Annotated in this window: 21 protein-coding genes and 4 pseudogenes; 24 read left to right on the top strand and 1 reads right to left on the bottom strand. The window is 69.5% G+C overall.

Translation table 11 applies throughout. The features are described from left to right. Positions 1-5 precede the first annotated feature (5 nt). Positions 6-1,385, top strand: a complete 1,380-nt coding sequence (gene mtr, locus BN4348_RS35085) for a mycothione reductase (RefSeq protein ID WP_066909634.1) — start codon at positions 6-8, stop codon at positions 1,383-1,385. Positions 1,386-1,434: 49 nt separating this feature from the next. Here the strand turns inward: mtr and BN4348_RS35080 are convergent, their stop codons facing one another. Further along, positions 1,435-1,845, bottom strand: coding sequence for a Fur family transcriptional regulator (locus tag BN4348_RS35080; protein ID WP_407937916.1), 411 nt, complete (start codon positions 1,843-1,845; stop codon positions 1,435-1,437). A 150-nt stretch (positions 1,846-1,995) separates the two neighbouring features. On the opposite strand from BN4348_RS35080, the gene nicT reads away from it, so the two are divergent. From nicT to BN4348_RS34965, 23 genes and pseudogenes are all read left to right on the top strand, one after another. After that, positions 1,996-3,093: a Nickel transporter NicT gene (gene nicT, locus BN4348_RS35075; RefSeq protein WP_066909629.1), complete on the top strand. Its 1,098-nt coding sequence runs from the start codon at positions 1,996-1,998 to the stop codon at positions 3,091-3,093. A 25-nt stretch (positions 3,094-3,118) separates the two neighbouring features. After that, positions 3,119-3,454, top strand: coding sequence for a hydrogenase maturation nickel metallochaperone HypA (locus tag BN4348_RS35070; RefSeq protein ID WP_066909626.1), 336 nt, complete (start codon positions 3,119-3,121; stop codon positions 3,452-3,454). A 28-nt stretch (positions 3,455-3,482) separates the two neighbouring features. Beyond that, positions 3,483-4,253: a hydrogenase nickel incorporation protein HypB gene (gene hypB / locus BN4348_RS35065; protein ID WP_066909623.1), complete on the top strand. Its 771-nt coding sequence runs from the start codon at positions 3,483-3,485 to the stop codon at positions 4,251-4,253. A gap of 303 nt (positions 4,254-4,556) precedes the next feature. Then, positions 4,557-5,612, top strand: coding sequence for an NADH-quinone oxidoreductase subunit B family protein (locus BN4348_RS35060; protein WP_066909620.1), 1,056 nt, complete (start codon positions 4,557-4,559; stop codon positions 5,610-5,612). Between the two features lie 54 nt (positions 5,613-5,666). Beyond that, positions 5,667-7,466, top strand: a complete 1,800-nt coding sequence (locus BN4348_RS35055) for a nickel-dependent hydrogenase large subunit (protein WP_066909617.1) — start codon at positions 5,667-5,669, stop codon at positions 7,464-7,466. A gap of 80 nt (positions 7,467-7,546) precedes the next feature. Next, positions 7,547-8,431 carry a NifU family protein gene (locus BN4348_RS35050; RefSeq protein WP_066909614.1) on the top strand — a complete coding sequence of 295 codons (885 nt, stop codon included), beginning with the start codon at positions 7,547-7,549 and terminating at the stop codon, positions 8,429-8,431. After that, positions 8,428-9,069, top strand: a complete 642-nt coding sequence (locus BN4348_RS35045) for a DUF5947 family protein (protein ID WP_066909611.1) — start codon at positions 8,428-8,430, stop codon at positions 9,067-9,069. The genes BN4348_RS35050 and BN4348_RS35045 overlap by 4 nt, the downstream gene beginning before the upstream one ends. Continuing rightward, positions 9,066-9,719 carry a DUF6084 family protein gene (locus BN4348_RS35040; protein WP_066909608.1) on the top strand — a complete coding sequence of 218 codons (654 nt, stop codon included), beginning with the start codon at positions 9,066-9,068 and terminating at the stop codon, positions 9,717-9,719. The genes BN4348_RS35045 and BN4348_RS35040 overlap by 4 nt, the downstream gene beginning before the upstream one ends. Then, positions 9,716-10,906, top strand: coding sequence for a Sua5/YciO/YrdC/YwlC family protein (locus tag BN4348_RS61140; RefSeq protein WP_084453985.1), 1,191 nt, complete (start codon positions 9,716-9,718; stop codon positions 10,904-10,906). Before BN4348_RS35040 ends, BN4348_RS61140 begins: the two co-directional genes overlap by 4 nt. Further along, on the top strand, positions 10,836-11,312 hold the full coding sequence (locus BN4348_RS35025; protein ID WP_235852657.1) for a hypothetical protein: 477 nt from the start codon (positions 10,836-10,838) through the stop codon (positions 11,310-11,312). The genes BN4348_RS61140 and BN4348_RS35025 overlap by 71 nt, the downstream gene beginning before the upstream one ends. 13 nt (positions 11,313-11,325) lie before the next feature. Then, a complete protein-coding gene (locus BN4348_RS62695; protein ID WP_096866107.1) occupies positions 11,326-11,445 on the top strand; it encodes a DUF6893 family small protein in 120 nt (39 codons plus the stop codon). Between the two features lie 16 nt (positions 11,446-11,461). Beyond that, positions 11,462-11,947 carry a hydrogenase maturation protease gene (locus BN4348_RS35015; protein WP_066909605.1) on the top strand — a complete coding sequence of 162 codons (486 nt, stop codon included), beginning with the start codon at positions 11,462-11,464 and terminating at the stop codon, positions 11,945-11,947. Continuing rightward, positions 11,947-12,213 carry a HypC/HybG/HupF family hydrogenase formation chaperone gene (locus tag BN4348_RS35010; RefSeq protein ID WP_066909602.1) on the top strand — a complete coding sequence of 89 codons (267 nt, stop codon included), beginning with the start codon at positions 11,947-11,949 and terminating at the stop codon, positions 12,211-12,213. The genes BN4348_RS35015 and BN4348_RS35010 overlap by 1 nt, the downstream gene beginning before the upstream one ends. 83 nt (positions 12,214-12,296) lie before the next feature. Then, a pseudogene (locus BN4348_RS35005) lies at positions 12,297-13,688 on the top strand (Kae1-like domain-containing protein); the annotation flags it as partial. Next, positions 13,685-14,455: a HypC/HybG/HupF family hydrogenase formation chaperone gene (locus tag BN4348_RS35000; protein WP_066909599.1), complete on the top strand. Its 771-nt coding sequence runs from the start codon at positions 13,685-13,687 to the stop codon at positions 14,453-14,455. The pseudogene BN4348_RS35005 and the gene BN4348_RS35000, both read left to right, overlap by 4 nt. A gap of 32 nt (positions 14,456-14,487) precedes the next feature. Then, positions 14,488-14,892, top strand: a pseudogene (locus BN4348_RS34995) (Kae1-like domain-containing protein); the annotation flags it as partial. Continuing rightward, positions 14,889-15,026 (top strand): annotated as a pseudogene (locus BN4348_RS61135) (hydrogenase assembly protein HupF); the annotation flags it as partial. The pseudogenes BN4348_RS34995 and BN4348_RS61135, both read left to right, overlap by 4 nt. Positions 15,027-15,030: 4 nt before the next feature. Further along, positions 15,031-15,360 (top strand): annotated as a pseudogene (locus BN4348_RS34990) (D-sedoheptulose-7-phosphate isomerase); the annotation flags it as partial. Then, positions 15,357-16,469, top strand: coding sequence for a hydrogenase expression/formation protein HypE (gene hypE, locus BN4348_RS34985; RefSeq protein ID WP_084453984.1), 1,113 nt, complete (start codon positions 15,357-15,359; stop codon positions 16,467-16,469). The pseudogene BN4348_RS34990 and the gene hypE, both read left to right, overlap by 4 nt. Positions 16,470-16,489: 20 nt before the next feature. After that, positions 16,490-16,762: a HypC/HybG/HupF family hydrogenase formation chaperone gene (locus BN4348_RS34980; RefSeq protein ID WP_066909596.1), complete on the top strand. Its 273-nt coding sequence runs from the start codon at positions 16,490-16,492 to the stop codon at positions 16,760-16,762. Positions 16,763-16,774: 12 nt separating this feature from the next. Further along, a complete protein-coding gene (gene hypD, locus BN4348_RS34975) occupies positions 16,775-17,914 on the top strand; it encodes a hydrogenase formation protein HypD (protein ID WP_066909593.1) in 1,140 nt (379 codons plus the stop codon). A 23-nt stretch (positions 17,915-17,937) separates the two neighbouring features. Next, positions 17,938-18,648, top strand: coding sequence for a DUF6390 family protein (locus BN4348_RS34970; protein ID WP_066909661.1), 711 nt, complete (start codon positions 17,938-17,940; stop codon positions 18,646-18,648). Between the two features lie 10 nt (positions 18,649-18,658). Beyond that, positions 18,659-19,771: an alkaline phosphatase family protein gene (locus BN4348_RS34965; protein ID WP_066909590.1), complete on the top strand. Its 1,113-nt coding sequence runs from the start codon at positions 18,659-18,661 to the stop codon at positions 19,769-19,771. Positions 19,772-20,571: the final 800 nt, after the last annotated feature.

Genomic DNA, 20,571 nt, shown 5'->3' with positions numbered 1-20,571 from the left:
CAAGGATGGAAACCTACGACATCGCCATCATCGGAACCGGTTCGGGCAACACCATTCTCGACGAGCGCTACGCCGGCAAGCGCGCGGCCATCTGCGAGCAGGGCACCTTCGGCGGCACCTGTCTCAACGTCGGGTGCATCCCGACGAAGATGTTCGTCTACGCCGCCGAGGTCGCGGCGGGCGTCCGGGGCGCGGCCCGTTATGGCATCGACGCGCGCATCGACCGGGTGCGCTGGGACGAGATCGTCTCGCGTGTCTTCGGCCGCATCGACCCCATCTCGATGAGCGGCGAGGACTACCGGCGCTCGCTGCCCAATGTCGACCTGTACGAACGGCACACCCGGTTCAGACCGGTTCAGCCCGACGGGCGCTACCTGTTGCGCACCGATGCGGGCGAAGAGTTCACCGCCGATCAGGTGGTGATCGCGGCGGGCTCGCGGCCGATAATCCCGGCGACCATCCTCGCCTCCGACGTGCATTACCACACCAGTGACACCATCATGCGCATCCCCGAGCTGCCCGAGCACCTTGTGATCATCGGAAGCGGCTTTGTGGCAACGGAATTCGCCCACGTCTTTTCCGCGCTCGGCGTGCGAGTCACGCTGGTGGTCCGGGGCGCCACGCTGCTGCGGCACTTCGACGACACCATCTGCAAACGGTTTACCCGCATCGCCTCGCGCAAATGGGAGCTGCGCACCCACCGGATGGTCGCGCGCGCCGCCAACCGCGGCTCCGGCGTCGCCCTGGAGCTCGACGACGGGTCCATCCTGAACGCCGACCTGCTGCTGGTGGCGACCGGCCGGTTGCCCAACGGCGACCTGCTGGACGCCGAACAGGCCGGCATCGATGTCCAGAACGGCCAGGTGGTGGTCGACGAGTACCAACGCACCTCGGCGCGCGGCGTTTTCGCGCTCGGCGACGTCTCGTCGCCGTACCAGCTCAAGCACGTCGCGAACCACGAGGCCCGCGTCGTGGCGCACAACCTGCTGTGCGACTGGGACGACACGGAGTCGATGGCCGTGACCGACCACCGGTTCGTGCCGTCGGCGGTGTTCACCGATCCCCAGCTGGCGACCGTCGGCCTCACCGAAAACCAGGCCATCGCACGGGGATTCGACATCTCGGTCGCGATCCAGGACTACGCCGACGTCGCCTACGGCTGGGCGATGGAAGACACCACCGGCATCGTCAAACTCATCGCCGAGCGCAGCAGCGGGTACCTGCTGGGCGCCCACATCATGGGCTACCAGGCGTCGTCGATCATCCAGCCGCTGATCCAGGCGATGAGCTTCGGGCTGACCGCCACGGAGATGGCGCGGGGCCAGTACTGGATTCATCCGGCGCTGCCCGAGGTGGTCGAGAACGCCCTACTGGGCCTGCGCTAGCGGCGATCGCAAGCGCGGCGTAGCCGGGCGTGGCGGGTCGCCGCCATCGTCAGCCGCGCTGGCACCCCGGGCACAGGCCGCGCAGCGTCAGGCCGGCCGCCTCCGACAGCGCGAACGAACTGCCCGCCATCGCGTGCTCGAGCGCCGAGCTCAGCTGGCGGGCGGGCACCTCGATGATCGAGCCGCATCGCGTGCACACCGCGTGGTGGTGCGGCGCGGTGGCCAGCCCGTAGGTCGCGACGCCGCCGTCGAGGGTCAGGGCGTGCAGCACCCCCTGGTCGACCAGGGTCGTCACGGTGCGGTAGATGGTTGCGACGTCGGGCGGCTGGCCGCCCGGCGGCAGGCAGGCACGCACCCGCTGGTGGATCTCCGCCACCGGCAGGTGCCCGTTGACCGGCTCGAGGACCGCCAGCACCTGGATCCGCGACGCCATCCGCCGCAGCCCGTGGGCCCGAAGCATGTCACCGATCCGTTCGGTGACGGCCGGGTCCAGCGCCGGGGCCTTGGAACTCACCCGTTCAGTGTCGCGCCCGACGCCACGGATTGCCAGTTTTCGCCCGCGCGACTCCTGCAATCGACTTGCAATTGGCTCGCGGCCCCTCCTAAGGTCGTGCGGGTGGCCAACCTTCGAGCCACCTTGGCGCCGGCGGAGTGGTGGCGGCTGGGGTCGATGATGGCGGTGATCGCCGCCCTGCACCTCGCCGGCTGGATCACCCTGGTGCTGATCGTGGATCCGGAGCGATTCAGCCTCGGCGGCAAGGCGTTTGGCGTCGGCGTCGGGCTGACGGCCTACACCCTGGGCATGCGGCACGCCTTCGACGCCGACCACATCGCCGCCATCGACAACACCACCCGCAAGCTGATGAGCGACGGGCAGCGCCCCCTGGCCGTCGGGTTCTTCTTCTCGCTCGGCCACTCCACCGTGGTCTTCGCCCTGGCGCTGCTGTTGGCAACGGGGACGAGGGCCGTCATCGATGCCACGGCCGGGCCGGTCGAGGACGACTCCTCGGCGCTGCATCACTACACCGGCCTCATCGGCACCAGCGTCTCCGGGGTGTTCCTCTACCTCATCGCCATCCTCAACGTCATCGTCCTGGTCGGCATCCTGCGCGTGTTCCTGCGGCTGCGCCGCGGCGAGTACGACGAATCCGAACTCGAACGGCAATTGCAGAACCGCGGGCTCATCAACCGGTTCCTCGGGCGGTTCACCCGGTCGATCACCAAGTCCTGGCACCTCTACCCGGTCGGGCTGTTGTTCGGGCTGGGCTTCGACACCGCCACCGAGATCGCGTTGCTGGTGCTGGCAGGCACCAGCGCCGCGGCCGGGCTGCCGTGGTACGCCATCCTGTGCCTGCCGGTGCTGTTCACCGCCGGCATGTGCCTGCTGGACACCATCGACGGCTCGTTTATGAACTTCGCCTACGGCTGGGCCTTCGCCAGCCCGGTGCGCAAGATCTACTACAACATCACCATCACCGGGCTGTCGGTGGCCGTCGCCCTGCTGATCGGGACCGTCGAGCTCCTCGGCCTGTTCGCCGACCAACTGGGCTGGCGCGGTCCGTTCTGGCGCTGGCTGGGCGGCCTCGACCTCAACACCGTCGGCTTCGTCGTCGTCGGCATCTTCGTCGCGACCTGGGCGCTCGCCCTGCTCGTCTGGCGCGTCGCGCGCATCGAGGAGAAGTGGAGTTCGGCCGAGACGGCGGGCTGACCCCCGTCGGGTGTAGAACAGTCCCATGCACGAGCTGTCGTTGTGCGAGGCCATCGCCGGCCTGGTCAAGACGCATGCCGACGGCCGGCACGTCGACGTCGTGCGGGTGCGGATCGGGGCCCTCCGCCAGGTGGTGCCGGAATCGCTGTCGTTCTGCTGGACGCTGGTCCGCGACTCCGAGGACATGCCGGACGCCGAGCTGGAACTCGAATGCGTCACCGCCGAGGTGCGCTGCCGCTCGTGCGGCCGCCAATCCGAGATCACGTCGGCCTGGTCGATCTGGTGCCCGCGCTGCGACAGCACCGACGTCGAGGTGCTGCGCGGCAACGAATTCCTGGTGACGTCGTTGGACGTCTCGTGAAAACCGAACCGTCGGAACGGACTTGATCATGGGCAGATTTCATCGCCACGACGACGGCACCGTGCACAGCCACGATCACGATCAGCCCGACCACGATCATGGCGACCACAGCTCCTACCGGACGGGCAAACAGCGCATCGAGGTGCTGGAGGCGATCTTCGCCGAAAACGACGTTCTCGCCGACGCCAATCGGGCGGCCTTCGAGAGCAACGGGATCCGCACGCTGAACCTGATGAGTTCACCGGGATCGGGGAAGACGAGCATCGTCGCGGCGACGCTGGACGAGCTCGCCGGTGAATTCGCGATCGGTGTGATCGAGGGTGACATCGCCACGGACCTGGACGCGGCCAAGCTCAGCGGCCGCGGCGCCCAGGTGTCACTGCTGAACACCAGCAACGGGTTTGGCGGCGAATGCCATCTCGACGCGCCGATGGTCAATCGCGCGCTGCCGGGCCTCGACCTGCCCGGTCTGGACCTGGTGATCATCGAAAACGTCGGCAACCTGGTCTGCCCGGCGGAGTTCGACGTCGGCGAGCACGCTAAGGCCATGGTCTACTCGGTGACCGAGGGCGAGGACAAGCCGCTGAAGTACCCGGTGATGTTCCGCTCGGTGGATGTGGTGCTGCTCAACAAGATTGATCTGGTGCCCCACCTCGACGTCGATGTCGACTCGTACATCGCCCACGTGCGCGAGGTCAATGCCGAGGCGGAGATCCTGCCGGTCAGCGCGCGCACCGGGGCCGGCATGGGCGCCTGGTTCGGGTGGCTGCGGCGCTTCGCCACGGACTCCGACGCCTGATGCGCTGGTGCGATTGATTCGCAGGACAAAATCCTGCGAATCGTTCGCATGACGGCGTTTTCGGGCGCTCATTAGGCTGGCTCACGGGTTGGGCTACGCCGCGGCGAGGGCCGTACTCCCTTGTCGCGCAACGGCAATGGCCGGCATTCTCGCCTTATGGGGCACATGCGCATTTGTCGGCAAACTGGGCACCGTTGACAACGGTGTGCGGCGGGAGTAGACCCAAAATCAGCGCTGCGCAAGTGGGCCGACGGTCGACTCCGGCGGCGTAGGAGCATTCAGCCCGCTCCGGAAAGCTGCGTCATGCCAACTGAAGCGGCAGTCAAAGCAGAAGAAACATTGATTCATGTTCTATGGATCAATGCGGGGCTAAGTTGCGACGGCGATTCGGTGGCGTTGACTGCGGCCACCCAGCCCAGCGTCGAGGAAATCGCACTCGGCGCGCTTCCGGGCTTGCCGAAGGTTGCCGTGCACTGGCCCCTGATCGATTTCGAATGTGGACCCAACGGCGGCGCGGACGACTTCCTCGAGTGGTTCTTCAGGGCCGATCGCGGCGAGCTCGAGCCCTTCGTGCTCGTCGTCGAGGGATCCATTCCCAACGAGAGGATCAAGGACGAGGGCTACTGGTGCGGGTTCGGCAACGACCCCGCGACCGGCCAGCCCATGACGACCAGTGAGTGGCTCGACCGGCTGACGCCCAAGGCCACCGCCGTCGTCGCGGTCGGGACCTGCGCCACCTACGGCGGCATCCACGCGATGGCCGGCAACCCGACCGGTGCGATGGGCGTCCCCGACTACCTCGGCTGGGAGTGGAAGAGCAAGGCCGGCATCCCGATCGTCTGCGTGCCGGGCTGCCCGATCCAGCCGGACAACCTGTCGGAGACGCTCACCTACCTGCTCTACATGGCGACCGGTCAGGCGCCGATGATCCCGCTCGACGACGCGCTGCGCCCCAAGTGGTTGTTCGGCAACACCGTGCACGAGGGGTGTGACCGCGCGGGCTACTACGAACAGGGCGATTTCGCCACCGAGTACGGGTCCCCCAAATGCATTGTCAAACTTGGCTGTTGGGGCCCCGTCGTGAAATGCAACGTGCCCAAGCGCGGCTGGATCAACGGTGTCGGAGGCTGCCCGAACGTCGGCGGCATCTGCATCGGATGCACCATGCCGGGCTTCCCGGACAAGTTCATGCCGTTCATGGACGAGCCGCCGGGCGGCAAGGTTTCCACCACCGCCTCGGGCCTCTACGGGTCGGTGATCCGCAGCCTGCGGGGCGTCACGGCGCGCACCGTGGACAAGGAGCCGCGCTGGCGCCACAACGGCGACAAACTCACCACCGGAGCCCGCCGCACCTGGTAGATCCCCTCTACCAGGTCGGCGCGCTTTCATCCCACTGCACAGGGAGACACTTCGATGACAACTATCGTCCCCGAGCCGACCACCGCCAAGCGCGAGCCCGGCCAGCTCGTCGACATGGCCTGGGACCCCATCACCCGGATCGTGGGCAGCCTCGGCATCTACACCAAGATCGACTTCGAGAACAAGGAGGTCGTCGAGTGCCACAGCACCTCGTCGATCTTCCGCGGCTACTCGATCTTCATGAAGGGCAAGGACCCTCGCGACGCCCACTTCATCACCAGCCGCATCTGCGGCATCTGCGGCGACAACCACGCCACCTGCTCGTGCTACGCCCAGAACATGGCGTACGGGGTCAAGCCGCCGCACCTCGGTGAGTGGATCGTCAACCTGGGCGAGGCCGCGGAATACATGTTCGACCACAACATCTTCCAGGAGAACCTGGTCGGCGTGGACTTCTGCGAGAAGATGGTCTCCGAGACCAACCCGAGCGTGCTCGCGCTGGCGGAGAAGACGCCCGCGCCGCAGGCCGGCGCGCACGGCTACCGGACGATCGCGGACATCATGCGCTCGCTCAATCCGTTCAGCGGCGAGTTCTACCGCGAGGCGCTGGCGGTCAGCCGCTGGACGCGAGAGATGTTCTGCCTCATGGAGGGCCGCCACGTGCACCCGTCCACGCTGTATCCCGGCGGGGTGGGCACCGTCGCCACGATTCAGCTGATGACGGACTACATGACGCGGCTGATGCGCTACGTCGAGTTCATGAAGAAGGTCGTGCCGATGCACGACGACCTGTTCGACTTCTTCTACGACGCGCTGCCCGGCTACGAGAAGGTCGGGCTGCGCCGGACCCTGCTCGGCTGCTGGGGCTCCTTCCAGGATCCCGAGGTGTGCAACTTCGAATACAAGGACATGGAGCGCTGGGGCAACGCGATGTTCGTCACGCCCGGCGTGGTGGTCGACGGCAAGCTGGTCACCCACTCGCTGGTGGACATCAACCTGGGCATCCGAATCCTTTTGGGCAGTTCGTATTACGACGACTGGACCGATCAGGAGATGTTTGTCAAGACCGATCCGCTGGGCAACGCGGTGGACCGGCGGCACCCGTGGAACCAGCACACCAACCCGCACCCGCAGAAGCGCGACATGGATGGCGGCAAGTACAGCTGGGTGATGTCGCCGCGCTGGTTCGACGGACAGGATCACCTGGCGCTGGACACCGGCGGCGGCCCGCTGGCGCGGCTGTGGGCGACGGCGCTGGCCGGGCTGGTCGACATCGGCTACGTCAAGGCGACCGGCAACAGCGTCAAGATCAACCTCCCGAAGACCGCGCTCAAGGGTCCGGTGGAGTTCGAGTGGAAGGTGCCCAAGTACGGCAGCAACACCATCGAACGCGACCGTGCGCGCACCTACTTCCAGGCCTATGCGGCCGCGTGCGCGCTGCACTTCGCCGAGAAGGCGCTCGAGGAGATCCGCGCCGGGCGCACCAAGACGTGGGAACGCTTCGAGGTGCCCGACGAGGCCATCGGTTGCGGCTTCACCGAGGCGGTGCGCGGCGTGCTCAGCCACCACCTGGTGATCCGGGACGGCAAGATCGCCAACTACCACCCGTACCCGCCCACGCCGTGGAACGCCAACCCGCGCGACAGCTACGGCACACCGGGCCCCTACGAGGACGCGGTGCAGGGGCAGCCGATCTTCGAGGAGAACGGCCGGGACAACTTCAAGGGCATCGACGTCATGCGCACGGTGCGCAGCTTCGACCCGTGCCTGCCGTGCGGCGTGCACATGTACCTGGGTAAGGGCAAGACCCTGGACAGACTGCACACACCAACGCAGTCACCCGTCGGGGAGTGACGATCGCAAGCCCGGCGAAGCCGGGCGCTGGGGGTACCTCCCGCTTGCGGGGGACGGGTCGTCACATTAACGGAGGACGCATGGCGGATCGCCCGGAGAACCCCGAGACGGACACGCAGTGGCGCGCGGCGGGCGATCGAATCCAGACATTGCTGGATTCCTGCGCGGCGAGTGGGGCCGCCGCGCAGGAGCGCGCCCAACAGCTGGTCCGCGAGGTAGTCGGGCTCTACGGGGCCGCGCTGGAGCGGATCGTGCAGGCCGGCGACGCCGGTCTGGCCGAGCGGCTGGCCACCGACGACCTGGTGGCCAGCCTGCTGCTCGTCCACGGGCTGCACCCGCACGACGTGCACCGGCGGGTGTCCGACGCGCTGGACCGGGTGCGGCCCTACCTCGGCTCGCACGGCGGCGACGTGGACCTGCTCGAGATCGTCGACGGACAGACCGTGCGGCTGGCGTTCCGGGGGAGCTGCAAGAGCTGCCCGTCGTCGGCGGTGACGCTGGAGCTGGCGGTGCAGGACGCGGTCCGGGCGGCTGCGCCGGAGATCGGCGCGATCGAGGTGGTCACCGCCCCGACCGAGCAGGTCGCCGGCGTGATCCCGGCCGAATCGCTGATGGCGCACGTGAAGTCGAACGGGCACGCCGCCGGCTGGCATGCCGTGCCCGAGGTGGGCGACCTGGCCCCCGGCGAGGTGGCGGGGTTCCTGGTTTCGGGCACCCCGCTGCTGGTGTGCAGAGTCGGCGACCTGCCGCTGGCCTACCGCGACCACTGCCCGGTGTGCGATGACTCGTTGGCGGGTGCCCAACTGCGTGAGGCGCTGCTGGGCTGCCCACGCTGCGGCACGCAGTTCGACGTCGCGCATGCGGGTGCCGGCCCCGACGGAACCCACCTCGAGCCGCTGCCCCTGCTGCTGCGCGACGGGGTGCCCTCGGTGGCACTGGCCGAACCGATGGAAGCCCCGGCATGAGCACTCCTTTCGACGTGCTCAGCCGGATTCGCAGCAACCGGGCCGTCCCGGCGCCCGCGGGCGAACGGTGCGAAATGTGCTCCGAGCTCATCGCCGACGAGCACCAGCATGTGGTCAACGTGGCCGCGCGCCAATTGATGTGCGTCTGCCGGGCCTGCTATCTGCTGTTCACCGACTCCGCTGCCGAACTGCGCTACCGCGCGGTGCCGGACCGGTATCTGGCGTTTCCGGGCTTCGCGCTGAGCCGCCGCGCCTGGGAGGCGCTGCAGATCCCGGTCGGCGTCGCCTTCTTCTTCACCAACTCCGAGCTGGGGCGCACGGTGGCCTTCTACCCCGGCCCGGCCGGGGCGACCGAATCCGAGCTGGAGCTGGACGCGTGGAACGCCGTCGGCGGCGCCGATCCCCGCGCGGGGCTGCTCGCCGACGACGTCGAGGCGCTGCTGGTCCGGGTCCCCCGCAACGACGATGACGAGAATGCCGAGCCACAAACCTATCTCGTTCCGATCGACGCCTGCTACGAGTTCGTCGGGCGGCTGCGCATGCTGTGGCGGGGGTTCGACGGAGGCCAGGAGGCCCGGGCGTACATCGACGGCTTCTTTGCCCAGATCGCGGCTCGCGCCACCGAGACGCCGCCATGACTACAGAGCACATGGACGTGAACTTCGCCGTGCTCGACGTGGCGCCCGAACCGTACTCGGTGAGCCCGGTGTTGACCGCGCGGGTCAGCGTCGCCGCCGGCGGTGACGACCCGGTGCACGCGATCGCCCTGCGCTGCCAGGTCCGGATCGAGCCGCTGCGCCGGTCCTACTCGGAGGCGGAGGCGGCCGGGCTGCTCGACCTGTTCGGGCCCCGCGAACGCTGGGCCTTAACCCAGCGCACCTTCCTGTGGCAACACGCCACGGCGATGGTGCCGGGGTTCGCCGGAAACACGACGGTCGCTCTCCCGCTGGACTGCACCTACGACTTCGAGGTCGCCGCCGCCAAATACCTGCACGCGCTGCGCGACGGCGCCCTGCCCCTCCAATTCCTTTTCAGCGGAACCATTTTCGTCAAGTCCGAACGCGGTTTTTCGGTCCAGCAGGTGTCGTGGGACTGCGAGTATCGCTACGACATGCCGGTCGCGGTCTGGCGGGACCTGATCGCCCAGCACTATCCGAACACCGGTTGGGTGCGGCTGGGCCACGACACCATCGCGGCGCTGGCCTCCTACAAGTCGGCGCGGGGGCTGCTCGACCTCGACCACGCGGTCACCTCGCTGTTGGGCTCCGACCGGGAGGAGGCCAGATGACCTCCGATTGGGACCGGGCCCGGGCCGTCGCCGACGCGGTGCTCTACGAGGGCTACCTGCTCTACCCGTACCGCGGGACGTCCAGCAAGAACCAGTCGCGTTGGCAGTTCGGCGTTCTGGGCCCGCCCGGCGCCGCGGCGGCTGGCCTGGGCGAAGACGACAGCATGGCGGCGGATTTCCTGGTCGACGGCGCCCAGGCGCTGACGCTGGTGGTGCGGTTCCTGCAGTTGCAGCACCGCCGGGCGGAGCGCGAGTTCACCCACGGCGAGTTCGAGCCGGTGGACGAGCTGACCACCCCGGCCGGGTCGTGGCTGACCTGGGACGAGGCGGTCGAATGCGAAGTGTCGTTCGGACCGCTCGCCGTCGACGACGAGCCCTGCACGCTGCCGGTGGTGGCCGAGGGGGGGACGGACGTCGAGCTGCTGGCCGGCGGACGCCTGGTGCGGCACCGACAGCAGGTGCTCGGCGCGCTGTCGGTGGCCAGCGAGCCGGACGGCGACCTGCGCCGGGTGTCGGTTCGGGTCAGCAACGTCGGNCTGTCGAGCCCCGCGCGGCCGATCGTGTTGCTCAGGCGGCGCGCCGGCGCTCTGGTCGCCGACGCCGTCGCACCCGGCAGCCCGCTGCTCGGATTGATGCTGCCGTACTCCCCCCTCCATCACCTGCTGCTGGCCCCCGTGCCGGGCGCCGCCGGGCCGGTGCCCGACGCCCTGGTGTTCACCAGCGCGAACCGTTCCGACGAGCCCATCTGCTTCACCGATGACGATGCCGCCGAACGCCTTCCGGCGTTGTGCGACGCGGTCCTCGACCACGACCGGCCGATCCACGTGCCGTGCGACGACTCGGTGGTGCGCGTGGTGAAAGACGAAGGGGCTCCTCGGGAGCTGCCGATCCGCCGATCCCGCGGCTTTGCGCCGTTGCCGGTCGATCTCGGGCGGGCNGTCGCGGTGTGGCCGGCACCGGTGCTTCCCCGTGCTGGCGGGGCCCGCCGGCACCACAAGCATCCTGCTGATCTCGCCGATCATCCTCTACGACCACCCCGAGGTCGCCGAACAGAGCAACACCGCCCTGTACGACTGCACGGAGATCGACGAGATCCTCACGCTGCGCGTGATCACGATGACGGACGAGGAGAAGGCCCAGGCGCGGGCCACCGATCCGCGGGCCGCGCAAATCATCGACCAGTGTGACGCCATGTCGCCCGAGTCGATGGCGCGCCTGCACGGCGTGCTGCGCGATCCCCACGCGATCTCCGGTCTCGTCCCCGAGGTGCCGGACGGGATCGATTGGTGGGATCCGCTGGCCGACAACGCCGTTCGCCCCGAACTCGACGCGGTTTTGGTGAACGGGATCCGGGTCGCTCGCGGCAGCCGGGTCCGGTTGCGGCCGCGGCGCAACGCCGACGCCCAGGACATCTTCGTCGCCGGCAAGACCGCCCGCGTCACGTCGGTGCATGAGGACGTCGAGGGGAACCAGCACGTCGCGGTGGTCGTGGACGATGACCCCGCCGCCGAGCTGCACGACTGGTACGGACGCTATCTCTACTTCTCCCCCGACGAAGTGGAGCCACTCGAAGCCTCGCAACCCGCGACGTGAAAAGGAGTTCGAAATGGAAGTCTTGGGTTGGATATTCATCGCCCTCATCGCGTTGGTGGTCGCGATCGGACTCGTGCTCGGGCTGGTGTCGATTCCCGATGCCCGCCGCTACCTGAAATTGAGGCGGATGTAGCCGCCCGGGTGGCGCGATGACAGCGCGCATCCTGGTGGCAGGGATCGGCAACATCTTCCTGGGGGACGACGGATTCGGCTCGGAAGTGGTCCGCAACGCCGAGATCCCGCAGGGCGATTCCTGCGTCCGGGTCACCGACTACGGCATCCGGGGCATGCACCTGGCGTACGACCTGCTCGAGGAATGGGACACCCTGGTGCTCGTCGACGCCGTGCCCAGCCGCGGCAACCCCGGCACGTTGCACGTCTTCCAGGCCGACCACGAATCCGATTGCGGCGCGGCGGGGCTCGACGGTCACAGCATGGACCCGGCCGCGGTGTTCGCCAGCCTGCGCGCCCTGGGCGGCAGTCCGCCCTACACGGTCGTCGTCGGCTGCGAGGCGGCCAGCGTCGAGGAGGGCATCGGCCTGACCGAGCCGGTGGCGCGAGCCGTCCCCCGGGCCGCGCGGGCCGTCGAGGAAATCGTCGCGGCGCTGCAAACGAACACGCGGGAGGACCGCTGATGTGCCTGGGGATACCGGGTCAGGTGATCCGGATGCTGGACGGCTACGAGGGCCAGCTCGCGCTGGTCGACGTCACCGGCGAGGCGCGCAGGGTCAACGTCGGCATGCTGCCGGAGGAGACGTTCGCGCCCGGCGACTGGATAATCATCCACATGGGCTTCGCCGTCGAAAAGACCGACCGCGCCGGAGCGGAGCAGGCGATGGCCGGCCTCGAACTGATGGGCAGGGGCCGCACCGATCCGACAGCCAGCCCGGAGGGCGGTTGAGATGACCCAATCCCCCCTGCTGCTGCGGACCGGCCCGCCCGATGCTCGCGTCCGGCGGCGCTTCACCGTGACGGGTGTCGTNGTACTCCCCCCTCCATCACCTGCTGCTGGCCCCCGTGCCGGGCGCCGCCGGGCCGGTGCCCGACGCCCTGGTGTTCACCAGCGCGAACCGTTCCGACGAGCCCATCTGCTTCACCGATGACGATGCCGCCGAACGCCTTCCGGCGTTGTGCGACGCGGTCCTCGACCACGACCGGCCGATCCACGTGCCGTGCGACGACTCGGTGGTGCGCGTGGTGAAAGACGAAGGGGCTCCTCGGGAGCTGCCGATCCGCCGATCCCGCGGCTTTGCGCCGTTGCCGGTCGATCTCGGGCGGGCGGGCCCGGCCGTCCTCGCCGTGGGCGGGGAGCTGAAAAACACCTTCTGCCTCACCGACGGCTCGCGCGCCTACCTGTCCGGCCACATCGGCGACATGGCCACCTGGGAGACGCTGCGGGCGTTCGAGCGCGCGGTGGGCCAGCTCACCGGCATGCGCGGCGCGCCGGCGCGCCTGGCAGCCGACCTGCACCCCGGCTACCACACGCGGAACTGGGCGGAGCGCCACGCGGGCGAGCGGCCGCTGGACCTCGCCCAGCACCACCACGCGCACGTGGTTTCGCTGCTGGCCGAGCACGGACGCCTCGGCGAGCCCGTCATCGGGGTCTCGTTCGACGGAACCGGCTACGGCTGCGACCACACCATCTGGGGCGGCGAGATTCTCGCCCTGGGCACCGAGAGCCATCGATTCGTGCGCGTCGGCCACCTGTTGCCGGTCCCGCTGCCCGGCGGGGACGCCGCGGTGCGCAACCCCTGGCGGATGGCGCTGTCGCAATTGTGGACGGCCGGCATCGACTGGACCCCGGAGCTGGCGCCGGTCGCCGCCGCCACCGGAGACGAATTGCGCCTGACCCGTTCGCAATTGGAGAGCGGCGCCGGATGCGTGCCGTGTTCCAGCATGGGCCGGCTGTTCGACGCGGTCGCCTCCCTGCTCGGGGTGCGGCACCGGATCGACTACGAGGGCCAGGCCGCCATCGAGCTGGAGGCGCTCGCGGAGTCGACGCTCGACGAGACCGGCCCGTCGCTGCCCATGCTGGTGCGCCCCGACGGGGTGATCGATCCCACCACGATGGTGCAGACGATGGTGGCGGCGCGCTACGCCGGCACCCGGCCGGCGCTGCTGGCCGCCGCGTTTCACGAGGCGGTCGCGGACGCCGTCGCCAAGGTGGTCGCGCAGGTGGCCGGCGAGATCCGGCTGGTGGGCCTGACCGGCGGGGTTTTCCAAAACGTGCTGTTGCTGCGCGCATGCCGTAAGCGGCTGCGGCGCAAGGGGTTCGAGGTGCTGACCCACCATACCGTCCCACCGAACGACGGTGGCCTGGCGCTGGGTCAGGCCGCGATCTCCATGCTGAGGGGGATGGAGGACACTGAATCATGACCACCACCGCCATCGATCGCGGGCTGGGCGCCGAATTGGCCGAGGATTTGGCCGCCGCCGCGTTCACGCTGGCCAAGCGGTTCGCCGCGGGGGCGACCATGTGGTCCATCGCGCCGTCGTGGGAGCCGCACGCGCTGCACATCGCGGTCGAGTTCGTGCATCCGGTGATCGTGGGCAAGCGGGCGCTGCCCGCGGTGGCGCTCACCGGACCCGACCTGGTGGACCTGGTGCGGGTGTCGGCGCGGCCCGGCGACATCGTGATCGCGGTCGCCGGCGCCGACGACCCGCAGGTGCGCGCCGTGATGCGCCGCGGTCCGGCCTGGGGCGCCACCACGATCTGGATCGGCAGCGGCGCGCGGCCCGAGGCGGGGATGGCGGACCACGTGCTGTGGCTCGACGACCCCGACCCGCGGGTGCCCGCGACGGGCGGCTTCGTGCTGTTCTACCACCTGTTGTGGGAGCTGACCCACGTGTGCTTCGAGCACTCGGGGCTGCTCAAAGACGAGTGTTCGGAACCGGTTTGCGTCACCTGCAGCGACGAGGGGCGCCTGGGCGAGGTGGTCGGCGCATCGGAAGGCGGGCAGGCGGCGGTGCGCACCGCCCGCGGCGTCGAGAACGTGGTCACCACGCTCGTCGACCCGGTCGCCGCCGGTGACCTGGTCCTGGTGCACGCCGGCACGGCGATCAGCCGCGTCGGCGACGCAGATGCCGGCAGGGCCGGGATCGGAGGAGCGGCGCATTCGCATCCAGTGGAGGACGGCTCATGAGCGACGAACCCACCAACTTCCTGTACCCGTTCATCGACGCCNAGGCGCTCGCGGAGTCGACGCTCGACGAGACCGGCCCGTCGCTGCCCATGCTGGTGCGCCCCGACGGGGTGATCGATCCCACCACGATGGTGCAGACGATGGTGGCGGCGCGCTACGCCGGCACCCGGCCGGCGCTGCTGGCCGCCGCGTTTCACGAGGCGGTCGCGGACGCCGTCGCCAAGGTGGTCGCGCAGGTGGCCGGCGAGATCCGGCTGGTGGGCCTGACCGGCGGGGTTTTCCAAAACGTGCTGTTGCTGCGCGCATGCCGTAAGCGGCTGCGGCGCAAGGGGTTCGAGGTGCTGACCCACCATACCGTCCCACCGAACGACGGTGGCCTGGCGCTGGGTCAGGCCGCGATCTCCATGCTGAGGGGGATGGAGGACACTGAATCATGACCACCACCGCCATCGATCGCGGGCTGGGCGCCGAATTGGCCGAGGATTTGGCCGCCGCCGCGTTCACGCTGGCCAAGCGGTTCGCCGCGGGGGCGACCATGTGGTCCATCGCGCCGTCGTGGGAGCCGCACGCGCNCGCTGGGCAACGACGTCGGGTTCGAGCTGGTGTTCGCCCGCCAGCTGATCGCCCGGGCGAGGGCCGGCGACGTCGCGGTCGCCATGTCGACCAGCGGGGGCTCGCCCAACCTGCTCACGGCGCTCGCCGAGGCCCGCCAGCGCGGCCTGTACACGGTCGGGTTCGCCGGCTACGACGGCGGCGCGTTCGCCAACAACCCCCACGTGGACGCCTGCTTCGTCGTTCGCTCGCAGAGCGTGCACCGCATCCAGGAATCGCAGGCGCTGCTGGGCTATCAGTTGTGGTTGAGCGTGCATCACCATCTCGGTGACCGGGGTCTGGGGGCGGCATGAACAGGCCAGCGGGCGAATACCTTTCGTCGGGGCCCCGGTTCGCCGAGGGCGAGGTGATCGAGCGGATCGAGTCGTTCCGCAGGCGCCGCCCCCGGTTGCTCGACGACCACGTGACCCTGGCCCACGGGGCCGGCGGCAAGGCCTCGGCGGCGCTGGTAGACGCGGTCTTCCTGGAGGCCTTCCGCAACCCGCTGTTGGAGTCGCTGGGCGACGGCGCGGTCCTCACCCTGCCCGGCGGGGAGCGCCTGGCCATGTCGACGGATTCGTTTGTGGTGCAGCCCAGGCGTTTTCCCGGCGGCTCGGTCGGCGCACTCGCGGTCCACGGCACCTGCAACGACCTCGCGATGGCCGGCGCCGTGCCGTCGTGGATCGCGGCGGCGTTCGTGATCGAGGAAGGTTTCGGCATCGCCGAGCTGAAGGAGATCGTCGCCGACATGGCGGCCGCGGCCGCGACCGCGGGTGTCCAGGTCGTCACCGGCGACACCAAGGTGGTGCCCAAGGGCGCCGCCGACGGGCTGTTCGTCACCACCACCGGGGCCGGCGTCATCCCGGCCGGGCGCACGCTGTCGGCGGGGTCGGTGCGCACCGGCGACAAGGTGTTGTTGTCGGGATCGATGGGCGATCACGGCATGGCCGTCATGCTCGCCCGCGGCGACCTGGCCATCGAGGCCGACATCGTTTCCGACACCGCGTGCCTCAGCCCGCTGGTGGAGCTGCTGCTGGCGGCCGCCCCGTCCACCCGGTGGATGCGCGACGCGACCCGGGGCGGGGTCGGCACCGTGTGCAACGAACTCGCCCAGGCCTGCGGCCTCGGGGTGCTGCTGGACGAGGAGCGACTGCCCGTGCGGCCCATGGTGAACGGCGCCTGCGAGTTGCTCGGCATCGATCCCCTCTACGTCGCCAACGAGGGCAAGTTCGTCGCCGTCGTCGCGCCCGAGGAGGCCGACGCCGGGCTGGCCGCGCTGCGGTCGCACCCCCTGGGCGCCGAGGCGGCCCAGGTCGGGGAAATCGTTTCCGAACCGGCCGAAAGCGTGGTGCTGCGCACCGGTTTCGGCGGCACCCGGATCGTCGACATGCTCGTCGGTGACCCGCTGCCGAGGATTTGCTGAGAGCGTGGAGGTATAGGCCGATGTGTCTTGGGATTCCGGGCCGGATCGTCGAAATCGCCGATCCCGCCAACTACCTGGCGAAGATCGACGTCAGCGGTGTCCAGCGCACGATCAGCATCCGGCTGCTGGAGGACGACATGCCCGAGCCCGACGACTGGGTCCTGGTGCACGTCGGGTTCGCCATGGCCAAGATCGACGAGACCGAGGCGCTGCTCACCCTGGCCGCCATCAAGAAACTCGGCGAGGCCTATGCCACCGAGATGGAAGCCTTCGACTCGTCGGCCATAGTCTAGGGAAGGCACACCATGAAATTCGTTGACGAGTTCCGCGATCCGGCCGCGGCCCGCAAGCTGCTGGGCGCCATCGAGCGCCTTGCGGACCCGGCCGCAAGTGGCCCAGTGCAGTTCAAGTTCATGGAGGTGTGCGGCGGGCATACCCACACGATCTACCGGCACGGCATCGAACACCTGCTGCCCGACAACGTGGAGCTGGTGCACGGCCCCGGCTGCCCGGTCTGCGTGATCCCGATGGGCCGCATCGACGACGCGATGTGGCTGGCCGGCCAACCCGGCGTGATCTTCACCTGTTTCGGCGACATGATGCGGGTGCCCGGGTCGGCCGGCAGCCTGCTGGACGCCAAGGCGCGCGGCGCCGACGTGCGGTTCGTCTACTCCCCGCTGGACGCGCTCAAGATCGCGGTCGACAACCCCGACAAGCACGTGGTGTTCTTCGCCATCGGCTTCGAGACCACCGCGCCCTCGACGGCGGTGACGCTGGTGCGGGCCCGCGACCTGCGCCTGCCCAATTTCAGCGTCTTCTGCAACCACGTCACGATCGTGCCGCCGATCAAAGCCATCCTGGAGTCACCGGACCTGCGGCTGTCGGGTTTCATCGGCCCCGGGCACGTGTCGACGGTGGTCGGCAACCGCCCCTACCGATTCGTTCCGGACGTGTACCGAAAGCCGTTGGTGGTGGCCGGTTTCGAGCCGCTGGATATCCTGGCGGCGGTCGCGATGCTGCTGACCCAGATCCGCGAGGGTCGTTGCGAGGTGGAGAACCAGTACAAGCGCGTGGTGCCCGAGCACGGCAACCCCGCCGCCCTGGCGCTGATGGGCAAGGTGTTCGCGCTGCGCCCCCACTTCGAATGGCGCGGACTGGGATTCATCTCGCAGAGCGCGCTGCGCCTGCACGACGATTTCGCGGAGTTCGACGCCGAGCTGCGCTTCGCGATGCCCGGCGTGCGGGTCGCCGACCCCAAGGCCTGCCAGTGCGGCGAGGTGCTCAAGGGCGTGCTCAAGCCCTGGGAATGCAAGGTTTTCGGCACCGCGTGCACACCGGAGACGCCGATCGGGACCTGCATGGTCTCGCCGGAGGGCGCCTGCGCGGCCTACTACAACTTCGGCCGCCTGCACCGTGACGCCCTCAAGCTCGTGGGGCGCACTTGACCCACGATGCGCCCGGTGTCGAGATGTTCGCCCGCTACGCGTACGCCCCCAACGCGCTGGGCTACTGCGGGCCCCCGCTGGGGGCCACCCTGCGGGACGGCTCCGTCGACGAGGTGCGCCGCGCGGCGACCACGTTCTCGGGGGCCTGGCCGTACCTGCGGGTGCTCTCGGAGCTGACCGGGATCGCCGACCCGCTGGACTACCGGCTCGTCGAATCCTATTGGCTCGGCGGCGGGGTGGGCGCCGGGCTCGACCCGCACGCATTCTTCGACGCGCTGCTGGCCATCATCGGCCCCCAGGCCGGCCGCTACTGGTCACACCTGACGGCCGACCTGGCCGGCGAGGCCGCCGGCAATCACTGCTTCCACGTCTTCGGGGTGTACCCCTGGACCCGCTTTCTCGGACGCGGCATGGATGAGCACCCGTTGAGCGTGCTGGATAATTGCCGAATCGCTTGGGGCACAGTGGTTTCCCGCGATAGCGACGACGTCGAGGTGTCGTGCCGGAACCTGCTCTGGGACGGTCGGGCGCTGACGCTGTCCGATCCTTCGGCGCGCCCGCTCGACGTCTGGGCCGACGGCTACAGCGCGGTGCCGGACGTGGCCGTCGGCGACGAGGTCGCGGTGCACTGGGGCCGCTTGTGCGGCCGCCTGACGCCCGAGCAGGTTCGCGCGCTCGCCGACAGCACCGATCGCCAGCTGCGGGTGACCAGCCAACGGCTCGCGCACGTCTAGTCTTGCCCCTGTGCCCAAGTCAATCTGCGACGTGCTGCCCGCGGCGGCCGCGCTGCTCGGGGCCCCGGGTGCGGTCGATTGCCTGGGTCTGACGGAGGCGGTCGGCGCGAAGGATCGGGTCGCGGTGGTGCTGGTCGACGGGCTGGGCTGGCACCTGTTGCCCGAGCTGGCGGCGAGCGCCCCGCTGCTCGCCTCGGTCCTCGCCGGGGAGGTGGGGCGGCTGACGGAACTCGCCTGCACCTTCCCGTCGACCACGCCGAGCAGCCTGGTGTCGCTGGGCACCGGGGCCCGGCCCGGCGAGCACGGGATCCTGGGTTTCACGCTCAACGTGCCGGGCACCGACAGGGTGCTCACCCACATCGTGTGGCGCGACGACCCGCCGCACGCCGAATGGCAGCCGCTGCCCACCTGGTTCGCGCGCCTGCGGCGGTCCGGCATCGCCGCGCGCGCCGTGCTGCCCGCCGCCTTCATCGGCAGCGGGCTGACCGATGCGGCCTACGGCGGAGCCCAGTTTCGCCCGACGCGACCGACGGACGACTACGCCGCGGAGCTGGCGGACGAGCTGAACGGGGCGCCCGGGCTCGTCTACGGCTACACCGCCGAGCTGGACACCGCGGCCCACGTGTTCGGCATCGGTTCGCGGTCATGGCACGAGGCGGCCGCCCGAGTCGACGCCCTGCTCACCCGGCTGGTCGAGGCGCTGCCGCCCGACGCGGCGTTGCTGGTGACTGCCGACCACGGCGGCCTGAACGTCCCGCCGGACGCCCGCGTCGACCTCGACGCCGACCCGCAACTGAGCGAGGGCGTGCGCGTGGTCGCCGGCGAGCCGCGGGTGCGCTACCTGCACACCGAGCCCGGGGCCGCGGCGGACGTGCGGGCAGCCTGGAGCGAGTCGCTCGACGGCCGGGCGCAGGTCTACAGTCGCGAGCAGGCGGTGGCCACCGGCATGTTCGGGCCGGTCGCCCCCGATCACCTGGCGCGGATCGGCGACGTCGTCGTGGTCTGCACCGGCGACGCCGCCGTGCTGGCGACCGGCCACGAGCCCCCGGAAACGGCTCGGCTCATAGGTTTTCACGGCGCGGCCACCCCGGCCGAGATGGCGATTCCCCTGATCGCTTTCTGAGTTGCCCGGCCGGTTTGGCGCCGGCTCACGGGGAAGCGGCGTCCGGCCCGGGTACGGACGTGCTGGTGCGGCGGCCGTGTCGGCGCCGGCGACCCTCCCGGTCGTGCCGAGGCGAGGCCTTCCGGGGGGCCGCGTCGGCGTCCGCATCCGCGGTGCCACTGGCTCGGGAAGTATCGGAGGACATCCACCCGGGTGCACCTCTCAATCCCGAAGGCATGGGTTCGTGCAACATCTGAGGCCGCCGACCGCCGGCTGAGTCGTGGCAATAGATGCCGTCGGGATCGCTTTTCGAAGTGCCCTCCCGCGGAATCCACACACCTGAGGGGTGCTGGACTATTTCTCTGCCACAGTGCCGGCAGGTGGCGGCGTACAACGTCTTCCCCTTGTGTGATATTCGCTTGCCGACGCCCCCGCCGCCCCCGACTGCATCGCTGGTTATGTCAACTCTACGCCGCGGCGCCCCGAGGCGAACGCCGTCGTTTTCACTATTCGTCGGTGTTTGAGCAGCCCATTTGTCCTGTGCACCGGGAGCCGGCGGAAAGCGCCCGCGGCATGGGTTTACGCGGCGGGGCGACTGTTCCGCGCAACACACCTGACTTCGAGCGCTTTCACAGCTCGCTCACCGTTGTCAACCACGCATCCGCGATAGGGTCGGTGCACAGTGAAACCTGGCGCCGCTGGAAAAGCCCGACGATGGCAGCCGGCCATCGCGATCGTCGGCGCGCTCGGTGTCTTCGTCGCCCTCGTCGCGGGTTCGGCGTTGCGGCCCCCGTTCGCCGCGGCGGCGCCGCCCGAGCCGG

The organism is Mycobacterium interjectum (assembly GCF_900078675.2).
Lineage (GTDB): Bacteria > Actinomycetota > Actinomycetes > Mycobacteriales > Mycobacteriaceae > Mycobacterium > Mycobacterium interjectum.
This window is presented reverse-complemented; position numbering and strand designations above follow the sequence as displayed.

What these genes read in the sequence shown, in the direction of transcription:
- BN4348_RS35060 (WP_066909620.1), top strand. Translation starts at nt 4,557, where the DNA reads ATGCCAACTGAAGCGGCAGTCAAAGCAGAAGAAACATTGATTCATGTT.
- BN4348_RS62695 (WP_096866107.1), top strand. Translation starts at nt 11,326, where the DNA reads ATGGAAGTCTTGGGTTGGATATTCATCGCCCTCATCGCGTTGGTGGTC.
- BN4348_RS35055 (WP_066909617.1), top strand. Translation starts at nt 5,667, where the DNA reads ATGACAACTATCGTCCCCGAGCCGACCACCGCCAAGCGCGAGCCCGGC.
- BN4348_RS35000 (WP_066909599.1), top strand. Translation starts at nt 13,685, where the DNA reads ATGACCACCACCGCCATCGATCGCGGGCTGGGCGCCGAATTGGCCGAG.
- BN4348_RS35040 (WP_066909608.1), top strand. Translation starts at nt 9,066, where the DNA reads ATGACTACAGAGCACATGGACGTGAACTTCGCCGTGCTCGACGTGGCG.
- BN4348_RS35015 (WP_066909605.1), top strand. Translation starts at nt 11,462, where the DNA reads ATGACAGCGCGCATCCTGGTGGCAGGGATCGGCAACATCTTCCTGGGG.
- hypE (WP_084453984.1), top strand. Translation starts at nt 15,357, where the DNA reads ATGAACAGGCCAGCGGGCGAATACCTTTCGTCGGGGCCCCGGTTCGCC.
- BN4348_RS35010 (WP_066909602.1), top strand. Translation starts at nt 11,947, where the DNA reads ATGTGCCTGGGGATACCGGGTCAGGTGATCCGGATGCTGGACGGCTAC.
- BN4348_RS35050 (WP_066909614.1), top strand. Translation starts at nt 7,547, where the DNA reads ATGGCGGATCGCCCGGAGAACCCCGAGACGGACACGCAGTGGCGCGCG.
- BN4348_RS35025 (WP_235852657.1), top strand. Translation starts at nt 10,836, where the DNA reads ATGACGGACGAGGAGAAGGCCCAGGCGCGGGCCACCGATCCGCGGGCC.
- BN4348_RS34970 (WP_066909661.1), top strand. Translation starts at nt 17,938, where the DNA reads ATGTTCGCCCGCTACGCGTACGCCCCCAACGCGCTGGGCTACTGCGGG.
- BN4348_RS35070 (WP_066909626.1), top strand. Translation starts at nt 3,119, where the DNA reads ATGCACGAGCTGTCGTTGTGCGAGGCCATCGCCGGCCTGGTCAAGACG.
- mtr (WP_066909634.1), top strand. Translation starts at nt 6, where the DNA reads ATGGAAACCTACGACATCGCCATCATCGGAACCGGTTCGGGCAACACC.
- BN4348_RS34980 (WP_066909596.1), top strand. Translation starts at nt 16,490, where the DNA reads ATGTGTCTTGGGATTCCGGGCCGGATCGTCGAAATCGCCGATCCCGCC.
- BN4348_RS35045 (WP_066909611.1), top strand. Translation starts at nt 8,428, where the DNA reads ATGAGCACTCCTTTCGACGTGCTCAGCCGGATTCGCAGCAACCGGGCC.
- hypB (WP_066909623.1), top strand. Translation starts at nt 3,483, where the DNA reads ATGGGCAGATTTCATCGCCACGACGACGGCACCGTGCACAGCCACGAT.
- BN4348_RS35080 (WP_407937916.1), bottom strand. Translation starts at nt 1,845, where the DNA reads ATGCTTCGGGCCCACGGGCTGCGGCGGATGGCGTCGCGGATCCAGGTG.
- hypD (WP_066909593.1), top strand. Translation starts at nt 16,775, where the DNA reads ATGAAATTCGTTGACGAGTTCCGCGATCCGGCCGCGGCCCGCAAGCTG.